Source organism: Pararoseomonas sp. SCSIO 73927, assembly GCF_037040815.1.
Taxonomy (GTDB): Bacteria; Pseudomonadota; Alphaproteobacteria; order Acetobacterales; family Acetobacteraceae; genus Roseomonas.
Genome location: NZ_CP146232.1, coordinates 2518281 through 2537751, shown reverse-complemented (window position 1 = coordinate 2537751; position 19471 = coordinate 2518281). Strand labels below are relative to the sequence as shown.

General features: G+C 72.6%; 17 protein-coding genes. 6 read left to right on the top strand and 11 right to left on the bottom strand.

Going from position 1 to position 19471, the window contains the following annotated elements:
- Positions 1-100: 100 nt before the first annotated feature.
- Positions 101-1513 (top strand): glycosyltransferase family 1 protein, encoded by a 1413-nt coding sequence (locus VQH23_RS11945; protein ID WP_338665867.1) that lies wholly within the window; start codon positions 101-103, stop codon positions 1511-1513.
- Between the two features lie 53 nt (positions 1514-1566).
- Here VQH23_RS11945 and VQH23_RS11940 read toward each other — a convergent pair whose 3' ends face one another.
- From VQH23_RS11940 to VQH23_RS11925, 4 genes are all read right to left on the bottom strand, one after another.
- Positions 1567-2550: an NAD-dependent epimerase/dehydratase family protein gene (locus VQH23_RS11940; protein ID WP_338665866.1), complete on the bottom strand. Its 984-nt coding sequence runs from the start codon at positions 2548-2550 to the stop codon at positions 1567-1569.
- Positions 2551-2555: 5 nt separating this feature from the next.
- On the bottom strand, positions 2556-3536 hold the full coding sequence (gene gmd, locus VQH23_RS11935) for a GDP-mannose 4,6-dehydratase (RefSeq protein WP_338665865.1): 981 nt from the start codon (positions 3534-3536) through the stop codon (positions 2556-2558).
- Positions 3537-3611: 75 nt separating this feature from the next.
- On the bottom strand, positions 3612-4820 hold the full coding sequence (locus tag VQH23_RS11930) for a glycosyltransferase (protein ID WP_338665864.1): 1209 nt from the start codon (positions 4818-4820) through the stop codon (positions 3612-3614).
- Positions 4817-5905, bottom strand: coding sequence for a glycosyltransferase (locus tag VQH23_RS11925; protein WP_338665863.1), 1089 nt, complete (start codon positions 5903-5905; stop codon positions 4817-4819). Before VQH23_RS11925 ends, VQH23_RS11930 begins: the two co-directional genes overlap by 4 nt.
- 139 nt (positions 5906-6044) lie before the next feature.
- Between VQH23_RS11925 and VQH23_RS11920 the strand changes: the two genes are divergently transcribed.
- The 3 genes from VQH23_RS11920 (at position 6045) to VQH23_RS11910 (ending at position 8719) form a co-directional block, all read left to right on the top strand.
- Complete coding sequence (locus VQH23_RS11920) at positions 6045-6770, top strand: GDSL-type esterase/lipase family protein (protein WP_338665862.1); 726 nt, start codon at positions 6045-6047, stop codon at positions 6768-6770.
- Positions 6771-6802: 32 nt separating this feature from the next.
- A complete protein-coding gene (locus VQH23_RS11915; protein ID WP_338665861.1) occupies positions 6803-8194 on the top strand; it encodes a leucyl aminopeptidase family protein in 1392 nt (463 codons plus the stop codon).
- Positions 8195-8308: 114 nt separating this feature from the next.
- Positions 8309-8719 carry a MarR family transcriptional regulator gene (locus VQH23_RS11910; protein ID WP_338665860.1) on the top strand — a complete coding sequence of 137 codons (411 nt, stop codon included), beginning with the start codon at positions 8309-8311 and terminating at the stop codon, positions 8717-8719.
- An 82-nt stretch (positions 8720-8801) separates the two neighbouring features.
- Here VQH23_RS11910 and VQH23_RS11905 read toward each other — a convergent pair whose 3' ends face one another.
- Genes VQH23_RS11905 through VQH23_RS11875 form a run of 7 tightly spaced genes read right to left on the bottom strand, consistent with a single transcriptional unit; the run spans position 8802 to position 16159 of the window.
- Positions 8802-9218, bottom strand: coding sequence for a hypothetical protein (locus VQH23_RS11905; protein ID WP_338665859.1), 417 nt, complete (start codon positions 9216-9218; stop codon positions 8802-8804).
- Positions 9215-10822: an ABC transporter ATP-binding protein gene (locus VQH23_RS11900; protein ID WP_338665858.1), complete on the bottom strand. Its 1608-nt coding sequence runs from the start codon at positions 10820-10822 to the stop codon at positions 9215-9217. Before VQH23_RS11900 ends, VQH23_RS11905 begins: the two co-directional genes overlap by 4 nt.
- Entirely contained in the window at positions 10819-11859 is a 1041-nt protein-coding gene (locus VQH23_RS11895) for an ABC transporter permease (RefSeq protein ID WP_338665857.1), read from the bottom strand. The genes VQH23_RS11900 and VQH23_RS11895 overlap by 4 nt, the downstream gene beginning before the upstream one ends.
- Positions 11856-12962: a microcin C ABC transporter permease YejB gene (locus tag VQH23_RS11890; protein WP_338665856.1), complete on the bottom strand. Its 1107-nt coding sequence runs from the start codon at positions 12960-12962 to the stop codon at positions 11856-11858. The genes VQH23_RS11895 and VQH23_RS11890 overlap by 4 nt, the downstream gene beginning before the upstream one ends.
- A gap of 6 nt (positions 12963-12968) precedes the next feature.
- Entirely contained in the window at positions 12969-14807 is a 1839-nt protein-coding gene (locus VQH23_RS11885) for an extracellular solute-binding protein (RefSeq protein ID WP_338665855.1), read from the bottom strand.
- A 45-nt stretch (positions 14808-14852) separates the two neighbouring features.
- Positions 14853-15626: an inositol monophosphatase family protein gene (locus tag VQH23_RS11880; RefSeq protein WP_338665854.1), complete on the bottom strand. Its 774-nt coding sequence runs from the start codon at positions 15624-15626 to the stop codon at positions 14853-14855.
- Complete coding sequence (locus VQH23_RS11875; protein ID WP_338665853.1) at positions 15626-16159, bottom strand: cytochrome c family protein; 534 nt, start codon at positions 16157-16159, stop codon at positions 15626-15628. The genes VQH23_RS11880 and VQH23_RS11875 overlap by 1 nt, the downstream gene beginning before the upstream one ends.
- Before the next feature lie 200 nt (positions 16160-16359).
- Between VQH23_RS11875 and VQH23_RS11870 the strand changes: the two genes are divergently transcribed.
- Positions 16360-17214, top strand: a complete 855-nt coding sequence (locus VQH23_RS11870) for a prephenate dehydratase (protein WP_338665852.1) — start codon at positions 16360-16362, stop codon at positions 17212-17214.
- Positions 17215-17552: 338 nt separating this feature from the next.
- Positions 17553-19460, top strand: coding sequence for an autotransporter domain-containing protein (locus tag VQH23_RS11865; protein ID WP_338665851.1), 1908 nt, complete (start codon positions 17553-17555; stop codon positions 19458-19460).
- Positions 19461-19471: the final 11 nt, after the last annotated feature.

The window sequence follows — 19471 nt, the reverse complement described above, 5'->3', positions numbered from 1 at the left end:
TCCTTGGCACCGCCCGGCGCATCGCGTATCGCAGTTTGATGACCAAGACGCGCCATGTCCGTCCGGACGGGACAGGGCCGCAAGGGCCCGGGGGGTCCGCGTGACCTTCTGGATTGATGTGGAGGACCTGTTCGAGTACGCGCTGGTCAACCGGCGCCCGAGCGGCATCCAGCGCCTGTCCTACGAGCTCTACCGCGCCCTGCTGGCGGAGCGCCCGGGGCAGATCGCCTTCTGCCGGCACGACCGGATTCGCGACACCATGCGCGCCGTGCCCTGGTCCGAGGTGGAGGCTCTGTTCAGGGTCCTCAGCCACGCGGAGGGGCCGAACCCCTCCGGCGGGGTTCCCGCCGCGGCCCGGCCGCCCGGCCGGTCGGGGGCGGTGCGCCGCCTCGCCTCCCGCCTGCCGGCGGATATCCGCCTGCCGCTCGGCGAGGCGGTGCGATCCCAGGGCTCCGCGCTGCGGGCCGGGCTGCGGGCCGGCGGCGGTGCCCTCGCCGCCCTGCGCCGCATCCTGCGGCCCGCCGCGACCCGCCTGCCCGACCAGGCGGTCGCCGAGGGCGGCGACTTGAAGGCCCTCGCCCGCCCCGGCGACACGCTGCTGATCCTCGGCTCGCCCTGGTTCCGCACGGATTACGGGGCGCTGCTGGGGCGGATGAAGGCGGCCTCCGGCATCTCCGTCGCCCTGCTGGTCTACGACCTGATCCCGGTGGCCCGGCCGGAATTCTGCGATCCCGGGCTGGTCCGCACCTTCCGGGCCTGGATGGAATCCACCCTGCCCGCGGTGGACCGGTTCTTCGCCATTTCCCGCGCCAGCGCCGCGGACCTGGAGCGGCTGGCGCCATGCCTGGGCTTCCGCCTGCCCGGCCCGGTGATGGCCCTGCCCGTCGGCAGCGGCTTCGGGCAGGAACAGGCGGGCGGATCCGGCCCCACGCCGCCGCGCGTGGCCGCGCTGCCGCCGGGATACGCGCTCCTCGTCTCCACGGTCGAGGCCCGGAAGAACCACCTCATGGCCTTCCGGGCCTGGCGCCGGCTGCTGGACACGATGCCGGAGGAGGAGGTGCCGACCCTCGTCTTCGCGGGGCGGGTCGGGTGGATGGTGGCCGACCTGATGCAGCAGCTGGAGAATTGCGGCTGGCTGGCGGGCAAGGTGGTGCTGGTGGAGGACCCGAGCGACACGGAGCTGGCCGCCCTCTACGCCGGGTGTCGCTTCACCCTCTTCCCCTCCCACTACGAGGGCTGGGGACTGCCTGTGACGGAGAGCCTAGCCTTCGGGAAGGTCTGCATCGCCTCCTCCGCCACCTCCATCCCGGAGGCCGGGGGGCCGTTCTGCCTCTACCACGACCCGGACGACGTGCCGGAGGCGGTCGCGCTGCTGCGCCGCGCGATCTCACGGCCCGAGGAGATCGCGGGGCTGGAGGCGAGGATCGGCCGGGAGTTCCAGCCCGTGCCCTGGTCCGCCACCGCCCGCGCCCTGCTGGCGGGGATCGAGCCGGCGACCAGCGCCGCGGCCTGAGGGCGGGCCGGGCCTCGTCGGGACGGAGGCCAGCAACGGGTACCCGCCGGGCGTCAGCCGGCTCGCTGCCGCGCCGCCACGCGGGCCCGCCAGTCCTCCAGCACGCCTCGCAGCGTGTCCTCCCAGGGGATCCGGGGAGTCCAGCCGAGGGCCTCGCGGGCGCGGGCATTGTCGCCGAGCACCCGCTCCACGTCGGTCGGGCGCAGACGGGCCGCCTCCTGCTCCACCCGCGCCTCGACGCCGGAGAGGCGGAGAAGGCTGTCCAGCATGTCGCCGATCCGGCGAGGCGTGCCGGAGCAGATGTTGAGGGCGATGCCCGGCGGCAGGGCCTCCGCCCGCTCCAGCGCGGCGACGTAGGCGGCGCAGACGTCCCGCACGTCGAGGAAGTCGCGCCAGCGGTCCAGTGCGCCGGTCCGCAGCACCGGGGCCTGCAGCCCCGCCTCGATCCGGGCGACCTGGTGGGCGAAGGCCGCCACCACGAAGCCGTCCGTCTGCCCCGGGCCGGTATGGGTGAAGGGGCGCAGCCGCACGGCGCGAAGCCCGCGCAGCGCCATCTCGCCCAGCGCCAGGTCGGCCGCCGCCTTGCTCGCGGCGTAGGGGTTGGCGGGCGCGGGCGCCGCGTCCTCCGCCACCGGGCGGCCGGCCTTGAAGGCCAGGCCGTAGACCTCGCCGGAGGAGGCGAGGAGGAAGGGCGCCGCGGGCGCGACCCGCAGCACGGCCTCGGCCAGGGCAACGGTGCCCGTCAGGTTCGTGCGCCAGACCGCCAGCGGGTCCCGGAAGGAGGCGCCGACATCGGCCCGGGCGGCCAGGTGCAGCACCGCGTCCGGCCGCGCCGCGGCCAGGATGTCCGGCATGGAGGCGGGGTCGTCGAGGTCCAGCGCCAGCGTCTCGTCGGCGCCGGCCACCGCCCCCTCGGCGGCCTCCCGGGCCGTCCCGATCAGGGCCGCGTCCGGGAAGGCCGCGCGCAGCGCGGGCAGCAGGTGGCCGCCGACGAAGCCCCCGGCTCCCGTCAGCAGGATCCGGCCGGGACGGAACACCGGGTTCAGCGCATCCGCGCGCGGTGACGGGCGAGGTCGGCCTCGACCATCTCCTTGATCATCTCCTCGAGCGTCGTCTCGGCGGTCCAGCCGAGCTTCGCCTTTGCCTTGGCGGGATCGCCCAGCAGCACGTCCACCTCGGCCGGGCGCATGAAGGCGGGGTCCACCTTCACGAACTCCTGGTAGTCCAGGCCGACATGCTCGAAGGCGATGCGGCACATGTCCCGCACCGTCACGGTGCGGCCGGTGGCCACCACGTAGTCGTCCGGCACGTCCTGCTGCAGCATCAGCCACATGGCGCGCACGTAGTCCCGCGCGTGGCCCCAGTCCCGCTTGGCGTCCAGGTTGCCCATCGGCAGCTCCTGGGCGAGGCCGAGCTTGATGCGGGCGGCACCGTCCGTGACCTTGCGGGTCACGAACTCGATGCCGCGCAGCGGGCTCTCATGGTTGAACAGGATGCCGGAGCTGGCGTGCAGGCCGAAGCTCTCGCGGTAGTTCACCGTCATCCAGTGGGCGTAGAGCTTCGCCACCGCGTAGGGGGAGCGGGGGTAGAAGGGCGTCTTCTCGCTCTGCACCGGCTCCTGGATCAGCCCGTACATCTCGGAGGAGGAGGCCTGATAGAAGCGGGCATTCGGGGCACCGAGGCGGACCGCCTCCAGCATGTTCCCCGCGCCCATCGCGGTGACCTGCCCCGTCAGCAGCGGCTGGTTCCACGAGGTCTTCACGAAGGACTGGGCGCCGAGGTTGTACACCTCGTCCGGCTGAACCTCCTGCAGGATCCGCAGCAGGGCGGAGAGGTCCAGCAGGTTGCCGTCCATCATCCGCACCTGCCCGGCGATGCCGAGCCAGCGCAGCCGCTCATCGATCACGTCGCCCGAGGAGGAGCGGCGCAGGAGGCCGAACACCTCGTAGCCCTTGTCGAGGAGGAGCTGCGACAGGTAGGCCCCGTCCTGTCCGGTCACACCGGTGATGAGCGCGCGCGGCATCTTATCCAGTTTCGTCTGGTGTTTCAGGCCGGCAGCCTTTAGCGACCTTGACCCGGCCTTGCTAGGGCAGAACGGTCACAGGGGTGTCCGGGGGGAGGCCGGAGGGGCGTCCGGGGCCAGCCCGAGTGCCGCCCGGTAGTCGGGCGCGGCGAGCCGGACGGGCGGCGGGTTCCGCAGGGCGGGATCGCCCGCGATCCGGCGCAGCGCCGCGGCCGCCTCGTCAGGGTCCGGCTCCGCCCAGAGGGCGCCGGGCATGTCGTAGGTTCCCTGGGGGTCGCGCGCGGGCACCAGCCGCCAGCCCACCGGGTGGCAGCCCGGGCCCTGCATGAAGTCGGTGTTCCCCGACCAGCCCGTCGCCACCACCGGGCGGCCCAGCTCCATCATCTCCGCGATCGCGAAGCCGAACCCCTCGGACCGGTGCAGGGAGAGCAGGACGTCGGCCGCCGCCATCAGGGCCCAGAGGTCGCCGCGGGAGAGGGAGGAATCCATCACCCGCACGTTCGGCCGCGCGGCCGCGGCGGCGGCCACCTCCGCCCAGCCGGGACCCGCCTCCGCCGTGCCGTGGGTCTTCAGGAGAAGGATGTGGCCGGGATCGCCGCCGAAGGCGCGGGCATGGGCCTCGATCGCGCCCAGCGGGTTCTTGCGGGCAAGCGACGAGGTGGCGTCGAAGACCGCCAGGGTGACGAAGGCCCCGTCCGGCAGCCCGAAATCGGCCCGCCCCAGGGCGGAAGGCGCCGGGCGCGGCAGGGGATAGGGCACCACCTGAACGGGCGGCCCATCGGGGCGGCGGCAGGCGCCGGCCACGAACTCCGTGCCCACCCAGACGGCGTGGCAGGCCGCCAGGCCGCGGTTCCAGTCCGGGGGCAGCACCGGCAGCTCCCAGTTCCAGACCCCGATCACCCGCTTGCCCGCCACCGCGCGGCGCCCGAGCGCGAGCAGCGCCCAGGGCAGCATCGGCCCGTTCACATGGACCAGCAGCGTCCCCGGCCCCGGTGGCACCATGGGCGGCACGGCGGGCGGCGCGCCGGCAGGGCCCTGCCGCAACGGCCCCGTCAGGTCCGCCTCCGACACGGGGATTCCCTGCTCCCGCAGCCCGGCCGCCAGGCGGCGCGTCGCGGCGCCGAGGCCGGTGCGGGCGTTGAAGTAGCCGGCCACCGTCACGGGAAGGGCGGGCGGCGGCGCGGGCCGCGCGATCCGCGGGGCGAGGAGCGCGGTGAGGGAGAAGAGCGCCTCGCGCCGGGCCGATCGCGGCAGCAGGGTCCAGATCCGGCGCAGCGGGCTCATCGGATGGTCCTCTCCAGCCAGGCGACCAGCCGGGCGGCCTGCGCGTCCCAGTCGGTCAGGCGTGCTCCCGCCTCCCGAGCGCCCGCCGAGAGAGTGAGGCGGCGCGCCGGGTCGAGCATCGCCGCCATCGCCTCCGCCAGGGCGGGGGCCGAGGCCTCCCGCGCGAGGAGGCCGCTGACCCCGTGCTCAAGTTGGGCGGAGAGCCCGCCCACGGGCGTGGCCACCACCGGCACGCCGAGCGCGAGCGCGATCGGCAGCACGCCGGACTGGCTGGCCTCCCGGTAGGGCAGCACCACCGCCCGCGCGGAGGCGACGAGGGCCGGCATCTCGGAATCCGGCACCCAGCGCGGCTCCACCGTCACGCCCGGCAGGGTGGCCAGGCCGGGAGCGCAGGATTCCGGATCCCCCTCTCCCACCACGCGCAGGGTCGCGCCGGGGTGGCGGGCGCGCAGGGCGGCGAAGGCGTCCCGCAGCAGGTCCAGGCCCTTGTAGGCCCGGATGCGGCCGAAGAAGAGGAAGTCCGCCGACGGCTCCTGGCGCCCCTCCGCGAGGGCCGGGATATGGGCACCGAGGGGCAGGTTCAGGATCGGCAGCTCCGGGCGCCGGGCGGCCACGGCGCGCGACACGGCCGCCGAGAAGGTCACCGCCCCCGCGGCCGCGTTCAGCTCCCGCCGCAGGCGCCAGTCCCAGGCGAAGGCGGGGTCCCCGGGATGCGGCAGGGCGTCGTGGACGGTGCTGACGAAGGGGATCCCCGCCCGCGGCAGGGCCCCGGCGACGAGCGGCGTCCAGACATGGTTCATGGCGGAGACGACGGCGTCCGCGCCCGTCGCGCGCGCCTGCTGCACGAGCCGGCGGCGAAGGGCTGGGATGCGGAGGGTGCCGAGCGCCGCGCCCGCCGCCCCGGCGAAGGTCTCCACCGCGTCCAGCGGGGCGCCGATCGCGCGCGCCTCGGGCAGCAGCTCGTTGCGGTCGGCGAGGGAGAGGGCGAGGCCCACCCCCGGCCGGCCGGCCAGGCCGCGCGCGAGGCACAGGGTAAACTGGGCCCCGCCGCCGCGCCGCCCCCAGTACCAGAGCAGGATCCGCATCCCCGGCGCGTATCACCCGCGCCCGTCCGGGGAAAGCCGGGGGCCCCGGTTCCAGCTCTTCGGCGCCGGCGCCCGGTGATGGCGATCCGCCTCCCGGGGCGACCTTGGCGCTTCTCGAAACGTGCGGCATAGGCAATGGATGGCCCCGCGCCTCCTGCCCCTCCTGCTCGTCCTTCTCGCGCTGTCCTCCGCCCGGGCGCAGGAGGCGCCGGCCTGCCCGCCGGCGACGCCTCAGCCCCTCGAGCTGCCGCGCCTGGCGGAGGCGCTGCGGGAAGGGCGGGAACCGGTGGTCGTGGCCTTCGGCAGTTCCTCCACCCAGGGCGCCTACGCCTCCTCGCCCGACCGGGCCTACCCGGCGCGGCTGGAGGCGGCGCTGCGGCGGATGGGCATCCCCGCGCGCGTGCTGAACCGCGGCCGCGGCGGGGAGGACGCGCTGGAGATGCGCGCCCGGCTGGAGGCGGACGTGGTGGCGGCCCGCCCCACCGTGGTGATCTGGCAACTCGGCGTGAACGGCGCGATCCGCGAGCAGAGCCTGGCCCGCTTCCGCACCCTGCTGCGCCAGGGGGTGACGATGATGCAGGAGGCCGGCGCCGACGTGGTGCTGATGGACAGCCAGCGCGGCCCCTGGGTGGCCGCCCATGCGGTGCTGCGGGACCTGTTCGACGCGACCCTGGCGGAGGTGGCGCAGGAGCGCGGGGCACAGCTCTTCTCCCGCCGGCGGATGATGGACGAGTGGGCCGGGGCGGGCACGCCGGACGCCGCGGTGATCGCGCCCGACGGGCTGCACCACAATGACCGCGGCTACGCCTGCCTGGCGGAGGCGCTGGCCGAGGCGATGCGGGCGAAAATTTCACTTCCGCGATAAATCTTAAGTATATACAGTCTCAGATTGTAGATATGTCGAACACTGACCTCCTCCGGCCCCTGGCGCCGTCCGGCTCCGAATCGCGCCCCCTGCACACGGTGACTCCCGAGGGGCTGCCGGAGTTGATGGAAGGGCTGGAACCCCCGGCAGCCGCCTTCCTGCGGGACGGCGGATTTGCGGCCGAGGCCGGGCGGATCGTGCTCGTGCCGGGAGCGGAGGGCGTGTCGGCCGCGGTGCTCGGGCTCGGCGCCGCCCCCGCCTCGCCCTGGACATACGGCGCCCTCCCCTACGCCCTGCGGGAGGGCACGGCCTGGCACCTGGCCGGGGAGGCGGATCCGGCCGCGGCGACCTTGGGCTGGATGCTCGGCGCCTACCGCTTCGCCCGGTACAGGACACCCGCCCGCAAGCCCGCCCTGCTCGTGCCGCCACAGGGCACCGCGGAGGCGCAGGTGCTGGCGGAGGCCGTGCTGCGCGCGCGGGAGCTGATCAACCTGCCCGCCGCCGATCTCGGCCCCGCCGAGCTCTCGGACGCGGCGCGCGCGCTGGCGGAGCGCTGCGGGGCGACCTTCGAGGACATCGCCGGGGAGGCGCTGGCGCAGGGCTTCCCCGCCGTGGCCGCGGTGGGCGGCGGCAGCCACCGCGCCCCGCGCGTGGCGGTGATCCGCTGGGAGGGCAGCGCGGAGGGACCGCTGGTCGCGCTCTGCGGCAAGGGCGTGTGCTTCGACACGGGCGGGCTGGACCTGAAATCCGCCGACGGCATGAAGCGCATGAAGAAGGACATGGGCGGCGCCGCGCTGATGCTCGGCCTGGCGGAGGCGCTGATGCGGCTGCGCGCGCCGGTCCGCCTGCTCGTCGCGATCGGCGCGGTGGAGAACGCCGTCTCCTCCAAGGCGATGCGCCCGCTCGATGTGCTGCGCACCCGCAAGGGGCTGACGGTGGAGGTGGGCAACACGGACGCCGAAGGGCGCCTCGTGCTCGCCGATCTTCTCGCCTTCGCGGGCGAGCACAGGCCCCGGCTGATCCTAGACGCCGCGACGCTGACCGGCGCGGCGCGCGTGGCGCTCGGCCCCGATCTGCCCGCGCTCTACACGAATGATGAAAACGTGGCCGCCGCCCTTCTCGCCGCGGGTGATGCGTGTCACGACCCGCTCTGGCGATTGCCGCTGCATGAAGGTTACGCTTCGTGGCTCGACAGTTCGGTAGCCGACATCAACAACGTCGGAAGCCGACCGATGGCAGGTTCCATCGTCGCTGCGCTCTTTCTGCGCCGCTTTGTCCCGGACGACGTTCCGTGGGCCCATCTCGACGTCTACGCATGGAACGATTCGGCGCGGCCCGGACGTCCGGAGGGCGGCGAGGCCATGGGCCTGCGGGCTCTCCTGGCCGGCCTGATGGCGCTCCTCCCTGCATGGGCCGAGTCCTGAGCGGGGCTTCCGCAAGGCCGGCCCGGGCCTATCTCCAACAGGAGGTCGGCCCCGCAGCTGTTTGTAAGCTTGGCGTCCCAAAACGGGCCGCCCATGAGAAGGAAGTTTCTATCGATGCCCGTGCAAGGCACACCGGACCAGTTCGTCGGCATCCTCCGGGACACGGTCGTGGCGCTGGTCCGCCGCGACGGCCCGGACCTCTCCGCGCGGCAGCTGGGCGTGTTCCTGACGGTCTATCTCGGTGAGGGTCCGCACACGGTGCGCGGCCTGGCCGCGTCGCTCAACGTCTCCAAGCCCGCCATCACCCGCGCGCTGGACCGCCTGGGCGAGCTGGACTTCGCCCGCCGCAAGACCGACCCGCAGGACCGCCGCTCCGTGCTCGTCCAGCGCACCGTGAAGGGCGCCGCCCTGCTGCGCGAGATGCGCAGCATCATGGGCGAGGCCGCCGCCGCCGCCGAGGACGTGGACCAGAAGGCCGCGGCCCAGCCGGCCAACACCCAGGTCGCCACGAAGCGCGCGAGCTGAGAGCCAGGGCATCGCTGGAGGCGCGGGACGTACCCGGCTTCCAGCGATCCGCCTCCGTGCCAGTGGAGCGTTGCTCCTGCAACTATTCCTCCGGCAGCGCGCGCACGAAGGCGCGCCAGTCCTGCCGCTTCGCCGCCGCCCTCTCCGTCCCGTCCGGCATGCGCGCGTAGAGGCTGAGCACGCCCTTCGCCCAGAGCGCGTCGAAGGCCGCCTCGCTGGAGAGGGCGAAGGCGGCGCTGCGGTCGAAGACGCCGTCCCTCACCTTCGGCAGCACCTTCAGGATCCACCAGGCCGCGCCCGCGACCAGGATGGCGAAGCCGACCCAGGTGTGGATGAACATCGTCGCCAGCAGGCTTGCGCCGAGCAGGATCGCGGGAACCGTGACGTTCTCCCAGGTCCGGTAGACCGGCGATCCCGGCGCGTTCATCTGCCGGATGTTGATGCCGAGCTTCACCCTCTCCCGGTTCAGCAGGTCGCGCAGGCGCTCGAGTTCGGTCACGTTTCCACCCCGGGTTCGGCGCGCAGCTCGAAGGCGGCCTCCATCAGGGCGCGGGTGTAGGGCTGCTTCGGGTTCGTGACCACCTGCTCCGTCTCCCCCGCCTCCACCAGCCTTCCGTCCTTCATCACGACGATGCGGTGGGCGAGGGCGCGCACCACGCGCAGGTCGTGGGAGATGAAGATGTAGGCGAGGCCGCGGCGCGCCTGCAGGTCGCGCAACAGCTCCACCACCTGCGCCTGCACGGAGACGTCCAGCGCGCTCGTCGGCTCGTCCAGCACCACCAGCTCCGGCCCGAGAACCAGGGCGCGGGCGATCGCGATGCGCTGGCGCTGCCCGCCGGAGAACTCGTGCGGGTAGCGCACGGCGGTGGCGGGATCGAGGCCGACCTCGCGCAGTGCCTCCGCCACGCGCGTATCCCGCTGCACACGGGACAGCGCGGGCTCGTGCACAGCCAGCCCCTCCCCCACGATCTCGCCCACGCTCATCCGCGGGGAGAGGCTGCCGTAGGGATCCTGGAAGACGATCTGCATCTTCCGCCGCAGCGGGCGCAACGCCTTGCGGGAGTGGTCGTGGATGGGCTGCCCGTCCAGCGCCACCTCGCCCTCGGAGTGCTCGAGCTGCAGCAGCGCGAGGCCGAGCGTCGTCTTGCCACTGCCGCTCTCCCCCACCACGCCGAGCGTTTCGCCGCGGCGGAGGGTGATGTCCACGCCGTCCACGGCCTTCACCTGCCCCACCACGCGGCGGAACAGGCCGCGGCGGATGGGGAAGTGCACCTTCATGCCCTCCGCGCGCAGGATCTCCGGCGCACCCAGTGGCAGAGGCGCGGCGCGGCCATGCGGCTGCGTCTCGATCAGCATGCGCGTGTAGGGGTGGGCGGGGTTGGCGAAAACCTCCGCCACCCGGCCCTGCTCCACCGCCGCGCCGTCCTTCATCACCACCACGCGGTCCGCGTGGCGGCGGACGATCGCGAGATCATGGGTGATGAGGAGCATCGCCATGCGAAGCTCCCGCTTCAGCCGCGCGAGGAGGTCCAGCACCTGCGCCTGGATCGTCACGTCCAGCGCGGTGGTGGGCTCGTCCGCGATCAGCAGGCGCGGGTCGTTGGCGAGGGCGATGGCGATCATCACGCGCTGCCGCTGCCCGCCCGAGAGCTGGTGCGGGAAGGCGTTGAGCCGCTCCTCCGCCGCGCGCAGGCCGACGCGGTGCAGCAGCTCGATCACCCGGCCGCGCAGCGCGGCGCCGCGCACCGGCCGGTGCAGCGTGACCGCCTCCCCCACCTGCTGCCCGATGCTGTGCAGCGGGTTGAGCGAGGTCATCGGCTCCTGGAACACCATGCCCGCCACGCCGCCGCGCAGGCGCTGCAGCTCGGCAGGGGGCGCCTTTAGCACCTCCACGCCGTCCAGCGTGACCTGCCCGCCCGGGTTGCTGCCGCCAGGGCCGAGCAGGCGAAGGCAGGACAGGGCCGTCACGCTCTTGCCGCTCCCGCTTTCCCCCACCAGGGCGAGGGTCTCGCCGGGATCGACCGCGAAGGAGACGTCGTGCACCACCTGATGGCCGCGAAAGGCCACGCAGAGGTTCCGGACGTCGAGGATGGGCCCACTCATCGGCCGCCCCCGCCGGGCTGCTTGCGCGGATCGAAGGCGTCGCGCACCGCCTCCCCGACGAAGGCGAGCAGGGTGAGCATCCCGCCGAGCACGACGAAGGCGGTGATGCCCAGCCAGGGCGACTGGATGTTGTTCTTCGCCTGCGAGACCAGCTCCCCGAGCGAGGGCGAGCCGGGCGGCAGGCCGAAGCCCAGGAAGTCGAGGCTGGCGAGCACCGTGACGGAGCCGGCCAGGATGAAGGGCAGCATCGTCAGGGTGGCCACCATGGCGTTGGGCAGGATGTGGCGGGCCATCAGCCGCGTGTCGGAGACGCCCAGCGCCCGCGCGGCGCGCACGTAGTCGAGGTTCCGGCCGCGCAGGAACTCCGCCCGCACCACCCCCGTCAGCGACATCCAGGAGAAGAGGAGGAGGAAGACGAGGAGTGAGGTGAAGCTCGGCTCGATGACGCTGGCGAGGATGATGAGCAGCAGGAGCTGCGGCAGCCCCGACCAGATCTCGATCACCCGCTGGAAGATCAGGTCCACCCAGCCGCCGTAGTAGCCCTGCACCGCCCCCGCCGTGACGCCGACGATGGACGACAGGATCGTCAGGGTGAAGCCGAACAGGACGGAGATGCGGAATCCGTAGATCACCCGCGCCAGCACGTCCCGCGCCTGGTCGTCCGTGCCCAGGAGGTTGCGGGCGGAGGGCGGCGAGGGCGCGGGGCGGCCGAGGTCCCGCACCACGGTGCGGTGGCTGAAGGGAATGGGCGGCCAGATCGCCCAGCCGCGCCGGCTCACCTCCTCCGCCAGCACGGGGTCGGTCCAGTCAGCGGCAGTGGGAAAGCCGTCGCTCAGGATGTCGCTCTCGGCGTACTCCACGGCCACGGGAAAGAACCACTGGCCCTCCACCCGCGCGACGATCGGGCGGTCATTCGCGATCACCTCCGCGAAGAGGGTCACGACGAAGAGGATCGCGAAGATCCAGAGCGACCACCATCCCCGCCGGTTGGCGTGGAAGTTGGCGAGACGGCGGCGGGTAAGGGGCGAGAGGCTCAACGGCGGGCGCTGAAGTCGATTCGGGGGTCCACCAGCATGTAGCTGATGTCGCCGATGATCTGCATGACGAGGCCGAGCAGGGTGAAGATGTAGAGCGTGGCGAACATCACCGTGTAGTCGCGCCGGATGGCGGATTCGAAGCCGAGCAGCCCGAGCCCGTCGAGGCTGAACACGATCTCCACCAGCAGCGCCCCGGTGAAGAGGATGCCGATGAAGGCGGCCGGGAAGCCCGCGATGATCAGCAGCATCGCGTTGCGGAACACGTGGCCATAGAGCACCCGCCCCTCCCCCGCGCCCTTGGCGCGGGCGGTGAGGACGTACTGCTTGTTGATCTCGTCGAGGAAGGCGTTCTTCGTCAGCATCGTCAGCCCGGCGAAGCCGCCGACGACGAGGGCGACCGTGGGCAGCACCATGTGCCAGGCGTAGTCCGCCGCGCGCTGCAGGAAGGGCCAGGTCTCGCTGCCGCTGCTGCCCAGCCCGCGCGAGGGGAACCACTGGAAAAAGGACCCGCCGGCGAAGAGCACCACCAGCATGATCGCGAAAAGGAAGCCGGGAATGGCATAGCCCAGCAGCACCACGCCGGAAGTCCAGGCATCGAAGCGCGTGCCGTCCCGCACCGCCTTGCGGATGCCCAAGGGGATGGAGACGAGATAGATGATGAGGGTGGACCAGAGGCCGAGCGAGATGGAGACGGGCAGCCGCTCCAGGATCAGGTCCAGCACCGGGCGGCCGCGGAACAGGGAATCGCCGAAGTCGAAGCGCAGGTAGCTGGAGATCATCTCCCAGAAGCGGGTGGTGGCGGGCTTATCGAAGCCGAAGCTGCGCTCGATCTCCGCCACCACGGCCGGGTCCAGCCCGCGCGCGCCGCGATAGGTGGAGCGCGGCCCCTCTCCTCCCCCCTGCGACTGCGGCGGGCGGACCTCTGCGCCGCCGCCCTCGCCCGTCAGCCGGCCGAGGCTCGTGTTCCCCTGGCCGCGCAGCTCCGCGATCATCTGCTCCACCGGGCCGCCCGGTGCGAACTGGGTGACGGCGAAGTTGATGAGGATGATGCCGAACAGCGTCGGCACCAGCAGCGCGAGGCGGCGAAGGAGGTAGGCTCCCACGCGCCCCTAGCCCGCGCGCCGGGCTTCGGCCAGGGCGCGTTCCTTCCCGGCATCCACCCACCAGGAATCGAGGCCGATGGCGCGCTTCGGCGCGCGCTCCGGCCGGCCGAACTTGTCCCACCAGGCCATGCGGAAGGTGCGGCTGTGCCATTGCGGGATGGCGTGGAAGCCCCAGAGCAGCACGCGGTCCAGCGCGCGGCAGGCGGCCGTCAGCTCCGGTAGGTCGGGCGCGGCGACGATGGCCTCCACAATCGCGTCCACCACCGGGTCCTTGATGCCGATGGTGTTGCGGCTGCCGTTCTCGTCGGCCTTCGCGCTCGTCCAGAAGTCGCGCTGCTCATTCCCGGGGGAGGAGGACTGGCCGAAGACGTCCACCGTCATGTCGTAGTCGAAGGCGTCCATCCGAACCTGGTACTGCGGCGGGTCCACGGTCCGGACCCGCGCCTCGATACCCAGGCGCTGGAGGGACTGGATGTAGGGCAGGGCCACGCGCTCGAAGGTCGGGCCGTTCAGAAGGATCTCGAACTCGAAGCGCTGGCCCTGCGCGTTGGTCAGCCGCCGATCGCGCACGGTCCAGCCGGCCTCTCGCAGCAGTTCCAGCGCGCGGCGGGCGCCGTCCCGGTTGTTGCCGGAGCCGTCCGTCACGGGAACCTTGAACTCGCGGGTCAGCACCTCCGGCGGCAGCCTGTCCCTGAACCGCTCCAGGATCTCCTTCTCCCGCCCTTCCGGCAGGCCACGGGAGGCAAAGTCGGAGTTGGAGAAGTAGGAGGTGGTGCGCGCGTAGGAACCGTAGAACAGGTTCGCGTTCATCCACTCGAAGTCGAAGACGAGGCCGAGCGCCTCGCGCACGCGGCGGTCCTGGAACAGCGGGCGCCGCTCGTTCATGATGAAGCCCTGCAGCCCCGTCGGCAGCTCGTGGCGCACCTCGTCGCGCTTCACCCAGCCGCGGCGCACGGCGGGGAAGTCGTAGGCCGTCGCCCAGTCCCGGGCCACGTTCTCCGTGCGGAATTCGATGCTGCCGGCCTTGAACGCCTCAAGCGAGACGGTGGCATCACGGTAGTACTCGTAGCGCATGAGGTCGAAGTTGTTCGTGCCCTTCATCGTCGGCAGGTCGCGGCCCCAGTAGTCGGCCACGCGGCGATAGGCGATGGAGCGCCCGGCCTCGAAGCGCTCGACCTTGTAGGGGCCGGAGCCGAGCGGCACGTCCAGCCCCGGGCGGGAGAAGTCGCGCCCTTCCCACCAGTGCTTCGGCAGCACCGCGAGCTGGCCGAGGATCAGGGCGAGCTCCCGGTTCTCATCGGTGGAGAAGCGGAAGGTCACGCGGCGCGGCGTCTCCGCCACCACCTCGGACACGTCGGCCCAATAGGCGCGGTAGAAGGGGCGCCCGTGCTGGCGCAGCGTGTTGAAGGTCCAGACCACGTCATCCGCCGTGATCGGCTTCCCGTCGTGCCAGCGGGCGCCCTCGCGCAGCTCGAAGGTTACGCCGCGGCGGTCGGCGGGGATCTCCACGGTGCCGGCGAGGTGGCCGTACTCGGCGCTCGCCTCGTCCGCACTCTCCTTCAGCAGCGTGTCGTAGAGATTGCCGAGGCCAACGGCCGGGGTGCCGCGCAGGATGTAGGCATTGAAGCTGTCGAAGCTGCCGAGGGCGTAGAGGGTGATCTCACCCCCCTTCGGCGCATCCGGGTTCACCCATGGGAAGTGGGTGAAATCCGCCGGCAGGGCCGGTTCCCCCAGCAGGGAGAGCGCGTGGACCCGCCTCGGGCCTGGCGTGGCGGTTTGGGCCAGGGCCGGAAGGGCCGGGAGGCCGAGGGCAAGGCCCGAGGAGAGAAGGGTGCGGCGGCGCATGGGCTCAGAGTGGGGCCTAAAGCCCGGTCCCTCAACCTGTTGCCGTCAAACGGAAAGCAACGCGGTGCAGGCGGGCAGCAGCGCCGGGTCCCCGACCGCCATCACATCCCCCGCCGATTCAAGGGTGAGCACCCGCCCGGCATGGTCCGTGACGCGCCCGCCGGCGCCCTCCACCACGGGCACGAGCGCGGCCCAGTCCCAGGGCTTCATGGTGGCGTCCACCACCACGTCGATCAGGCCGAGCGCGAGCAGGCCGTAGATGTAGCAGTCCCCGCCCCAGCTCACGCGCCGCACCGACCGGCGCAGGGCCAGGAAGCCCGCGTCCTGTCCCGGCGGAAAAATGTCCGGCGAGGTGCTGGCGAGCTCCGCTGCGCCGATCTCCGGGCAAGGCCGGCAGCCTGCAGTGCCGCCGAAGGGGCCGCGGAACACCGTGCGGCGCCCCTCCACCCCGATCCAGCGCTCCCCCGTCGCGGGCTGGTCGATGATCCCCAGCACGGGGCGGCCCCGGTGCAGCAGGGCGATCAGCGTGCCGAAGAGGGGGCGGCCGGTGACGAAGGCGCGGGTGCCGTCAATCGGGTCCAGCACCCAGACCCACTCGGCGTCCGCGCGGTCGTTCCCGTACTCCTCCCCGATCACGCCGTGGTCGGGGTGGTGGCGGGCGATGTGGTCGCGGATCGCGCGCTCCGCCCCGCGGTCGGCCTCGGTGACGGGGCTGGCATCGCCCTTCGCCTCGACGAGCAGGGCCGAACGGAAAAGGGGGCGGATGACCGCCCCCGCCAGATCCGCCGCGGCCTCGGCCGAGGCGATCAGGGCTTCCATTACTGGGGCAGCGGCTGCGGGCTGCCGGAGAGGGTCCGCATGTAGGCGATCACGTCCGCGCGCTGCTTCGCCTGGTTCAGCCCGGCGAAGGCCATGCGGGTGCCGGGGATGGCACCGGCGGGGCGGTTGAGGAAGGCGTTCATCGCCTCGTAGTCCCAGGGCTTGTCGTGCAGGGCCTTCATCGCCGGGGAGTAGTTGAAATCCTCCCGGTGGGCGTGCGGGCCGCCGATCACGTTGTAGAGGTTGGGGCCCACGGCGTTGCGCCCGCCCTCGGTCCAGGTGTGGCAGGCCGCGCAGACGCGGCCCATGATCGCCTGGCCATTCGCCGCGTCGGCGCTCGCCAGCAGCGGCCCGATCGGCTCCAGCGCGGCGGGCGCGGCCGGGGCGGCGGCGGACACCACCTCGCCCGTCTCGATGGCCGGCTTCTCCAGGCGCTCCGGGTGCACGAGGATGCCGCCGACCAGCCCGGCGACCATGAAGCTGATGCCGGCGGTCAGGACCGCTGCGAAGGCCTTGTTCGCTTCCAGGCTCATCCGACCTGCCCGTTCCCCATATCTGGCCACGTCCAAAGGACCGGCGCGGCACGTTTGCGCGCCCCTGCCGTCACGGCTAGAAGCCCGCGGACCATAATGTTCCCGGACCGCCGCGACAACCCGTGGCGCCCACCGCAACGGCCGTGCCGGCCATCCTCCACCCCGGGCTGGTGGCCCGGACATCCAGGCTGAGAGGCCCCGTGAACCAGAGCATCGCCTTCCAGGGCCTCCCCGGCGCCTATTCCGACCTGGCCTGCCGCGCCGCCTATCCCGGCTGGACCACCCTGCCCTGCCCCTCCTTCGAGGCGGCGATGGCGGCGGTGCGGGAGGAGCGGGCGGAGCTCGCCATGCTCCCCTGCGAGAACTCCCTCGCCGGCCGGGTGCCGGACATTCATCGCCTGCTGCCCGAATCCGGCCTGCACGTGGTGGGGGAGCACTTCGAGCGGGTGGAGCACTGCATCCTCGCCCCGCCCGGCGCGACGATGGAGACGATCCGCCGCGCCCATTCCCATCCGGTGGCGCTGGGCCAGGTGTTGAACCTGTTGCGGAGCACGGGCTGGGCGGCGGTGATCGAGGCCGACACCGCCGGCGCCGCCCACCTCATCGCCGAGCGCGGCGGGGTGGAGGACGCGGCCATCGCCTCGTCCCTCGCGGGCGAGATCTACGGGCTGAACATCCTCCGCCGGAACGTGGAGGACGAGGCCCACAACACCACCCGCTTCTACGTCATGTCGCGGGAGCCGGTCCTGCCGGCCGTCACCGCCACGGACAGCGTCACCACCTTCGTCTTCCGTGTCCGCTCCGTCCCCGCCGCGCTCTACAAGGCGCTCGGCGGCTTCGCGACGAACGGCGTGAACATGACGAAGCTCGAATCCTACATGCTGGACGGCCACTTCACCGCCGTTCAGTTCCTCTGCGACGTGGACGGCCACCCCGACCAGCCGGCACTCCGCCGGGCGCTGGAGGAGCTGCGCTTCTTCTCCCGCGAGGTGCATGTGCTGGGCTGCTACCCCGCCCACCCCTACCGACGGGTCCAGGCCGAAGCCGCGGAGTAATCCGCCCCCGAGCGTGACCGGGCTCCACGAGGCGGCGCGAAGGCCGTCTCCACCCTACCGCTTGCCCGCGCGACCATGGCGAACCTTGCGACGGGCCTGACCTACACCTCCATCCGGGAAGAGCGCTGCCAAGGCGCGAGCGGAAACGCGCGCCCAATACAGTACCGCAAACGTATTCCGCATCGCGGAAATTCAATCCGCTTGACGGCCGAAAAGACAGGTGATCCCCTTCGCACGTTCCTGCCTACGGAAAGCCGAAGCCGCGATGCCGGGCTTCGCGTCCGGGGGCACGGGGCGGCGCACCCGCACAACGCGGGGCGCATGGGGGAGAAACGGACTTGGAACAGCAACCCTTCGCCGGGCGCCGGGGGCGCTCGACCCTCGCGCTCGGGCTCCTCGCGGCCACGGCGCTCACGGCGGCCCCGATCGCGGCCCGGGCCCAGGCGACTTTTGACCGCCTCACCGCCTTCGGCGACAGCTACGCCGACAACGGCAACGTCCAGCGCCTGCTGCGTGGCGAGACCGGCACCTACCCGTCGAGCACGACCGACCCCTCCGTCAGCTACAACACCTTCCCGCTCTACGTGCAGCAGCTCTACGGCATCCCCGACGCCAACGTGCGGAACTACGCGATCGGCGGCGCCACCACGACCTCGGTGAACGCCTCTGCGGGCCGCGGCCTCAGCCTGCCCTTCGAGCTCCAGACCTTCGCCGCGCGGGGCGAGCGCATCGGGCCGCGGGAGATCGTGCTCTTCTCCATCGGCGGCAATGATGGCGGCGCGTCCAGCGGCTCGGTCCCGCTCTCCCTCGCGGCCTCCACGGCGGCGACGGCGAATGCCAACTCCCTAGCCGGGGTGAACCAGCTCGTCGCGGCCGGGGCGCGCAACATCGTCTTCCGCTCCACCAGCGACCTCGGCGCCCTCGCCTCCGTGCGGAACGGGCCGAACCCTGCGGGCAGCATCGAGTACGGGCGCCTCTACTTCGAGGGGCTGCAGCGCGACCTCGCCCCGCTCGGCGACAGGGGCGTCCGGGTCTTCCTCTTCGACACCGGGCGGCTGCTCCGCGCGGTGCAGGCGAACCCGGCGGCCTACGGCTTCACCGACGCGCAGACGCCCTGCAACACCTTCGCCGCCTGCCGCACGCCGAACTCGCCCCTGCAGCAGCAGTACCTGACCTATGACGGGCTGCACCTGACCAGCAAGGGCTTCGAGCTCGTCGCCCGCTACATCGCGGCCCAGGTCGGGGCGCCGGACGCCATCGCGGTGACGCCGGAGATCGGCCTCGCCTCCGTCACCGCCTTCACCAACTCCGTCTTCGAGCGGCTGGACACCTACCGCTTCGCCGGGATGGAGGGGCGGCAGGCGCTGGCGGGCACGGGGATGGGCGGCGGCGGCTCGGCGCCGGTGCCGGTCGCGCCGGGCAGCCCCGTCTCCGTTTTCGTGCAGGGCCACTATGCCGCCGGCGACCGCGACCGCCGCAACGGCGTGGCGGGCTATAGCTACGACCTCGGCGGCATCACCCTGGGCGGCGAGGTGCGGCCGGTGGCCGGGGTGCGGATCGGCCTCGCCTTCAACTACTCCAACACCAACGCCGACATCGACGCCGGGCTGGGCAAGGTGGAGGCGGACAGCTACCGCGCCGCGATTTACGGCTCCGTCACCCGGCCGAACTGGTTCGTGGACGGGGTGGTGACGGCCGGGCGCGACGTCTACGAGACCTCCCGCACCGGCGTCATCTCCGCCGTGCGCGGCGACCCGACGGGCAGCAGCGCGAGCATGGGCCTGCGGGGCGGCTACCTCGTCAACGCCGGGCCGGTCCGGCTCGGCCCGATCGGCGGGCTGACCTACACCTGGTCGCGTTCCGGCAACTACACGGAGAGCGGGGACGGGCTGCTGACCAACGACGTGCGCCGGCAGACGATCGACGCGCTGACCGGCAGCCTCGGCGCCCAGGCCCGGCTGAACGTGACGGTCGCGGGCCGCTCCGTGACGCCCTACGTGAACGTCACGGCGGAGCACGACTTCATCGGCCGCGGCCGGACGCTGATCACCAACGCCACCTTCGCCCAGTCCCTCCCCGTTCGGTCCCAGGTGGAGGAGCGCGGCCGGACCTACGGGCAGGTGGCCGGCGGCATCAGCGCGGAGGTGGTGCCCGGCGTGGCCGTGATGGCGAATGCCGGCACGACCTTCGCGCGGCGCGACGGCAACGACTACGCCTTCTGGGGCGGCGTGCGCCTGACCTTCTGATCAGGTCATGG

Coding starts and splice junctions, on each gene's coding strand:
- VQH23_RS11930 (WP_338665864.1), bottom strand. CDS start 4,820: ATGAGCCCGCTGCGCCGGATCTGGACCCTGCTGCCGCGATCGGCCCGG.
- VQH23_RS11925 (WP_338665863.1), bottom strand. CDS start 5,905: ATGCGGATCCTGCTCTGGTACTGGGGGCGGCGCGGCGGCGGGGCCCAG.
- VQH23_RS11920 (WP_338665862.1), top strand. CDS start 6,045: ATGGCCCCGCGCCTCCTGCCCCTCCTGCTCGTCCTTCTCGCGCTGTCC.
- VQH23_RS11915 (WP_338665861.1), top strand. CDS start 6,803: ATGTCGAACACTGACCTCCTCCGGCCCCTGGCGCCGTCCGGCTCCGAA.
- VQH23_RS11880 (WP_338665854.1), bottom strand. CDS start 15,626: ATGGAAGCCCTGATCGCCTCGGCCGAGGCCGCGGCGGATCTGGCGGGG.
- VQH23_RS11885 (WP_338665855.1), bottom strand. CDS start 14,807: ATGCGCCGCCGCACCCTTCTCTCCTCGGGCCTTGCCCTCGGCCTCCCG.
- VQH23_RS11900 (WP_338665858.1), bottom strand. CDS start 10,822: ATGAGTGGGCCCATCCTCGACGTCCGGAACCTCTGCGTGGCCTTTCGC.
- gmd (WP_338665865.1), bottom strand. CDS start 3,536: ATGCCGCGCGCGCTCATCACCGGTGTGACCGGACAGGACGGGGCCTAC.
- VQH23_RS11875 (WP_338665853.1), bottom strand. CDS start 16,159: ATGAGCCTGGAAGCGAACAAGGCCTTCGCAGCGGTCCTGACCGCCGGC.
- VQH23_RS11910 (WP_338665860.1), top strand. CDS start 8,309: ATGCCCGTGCAAGGCACACCGGACCAGTTCGTCGGCATCCTCCGGGAC.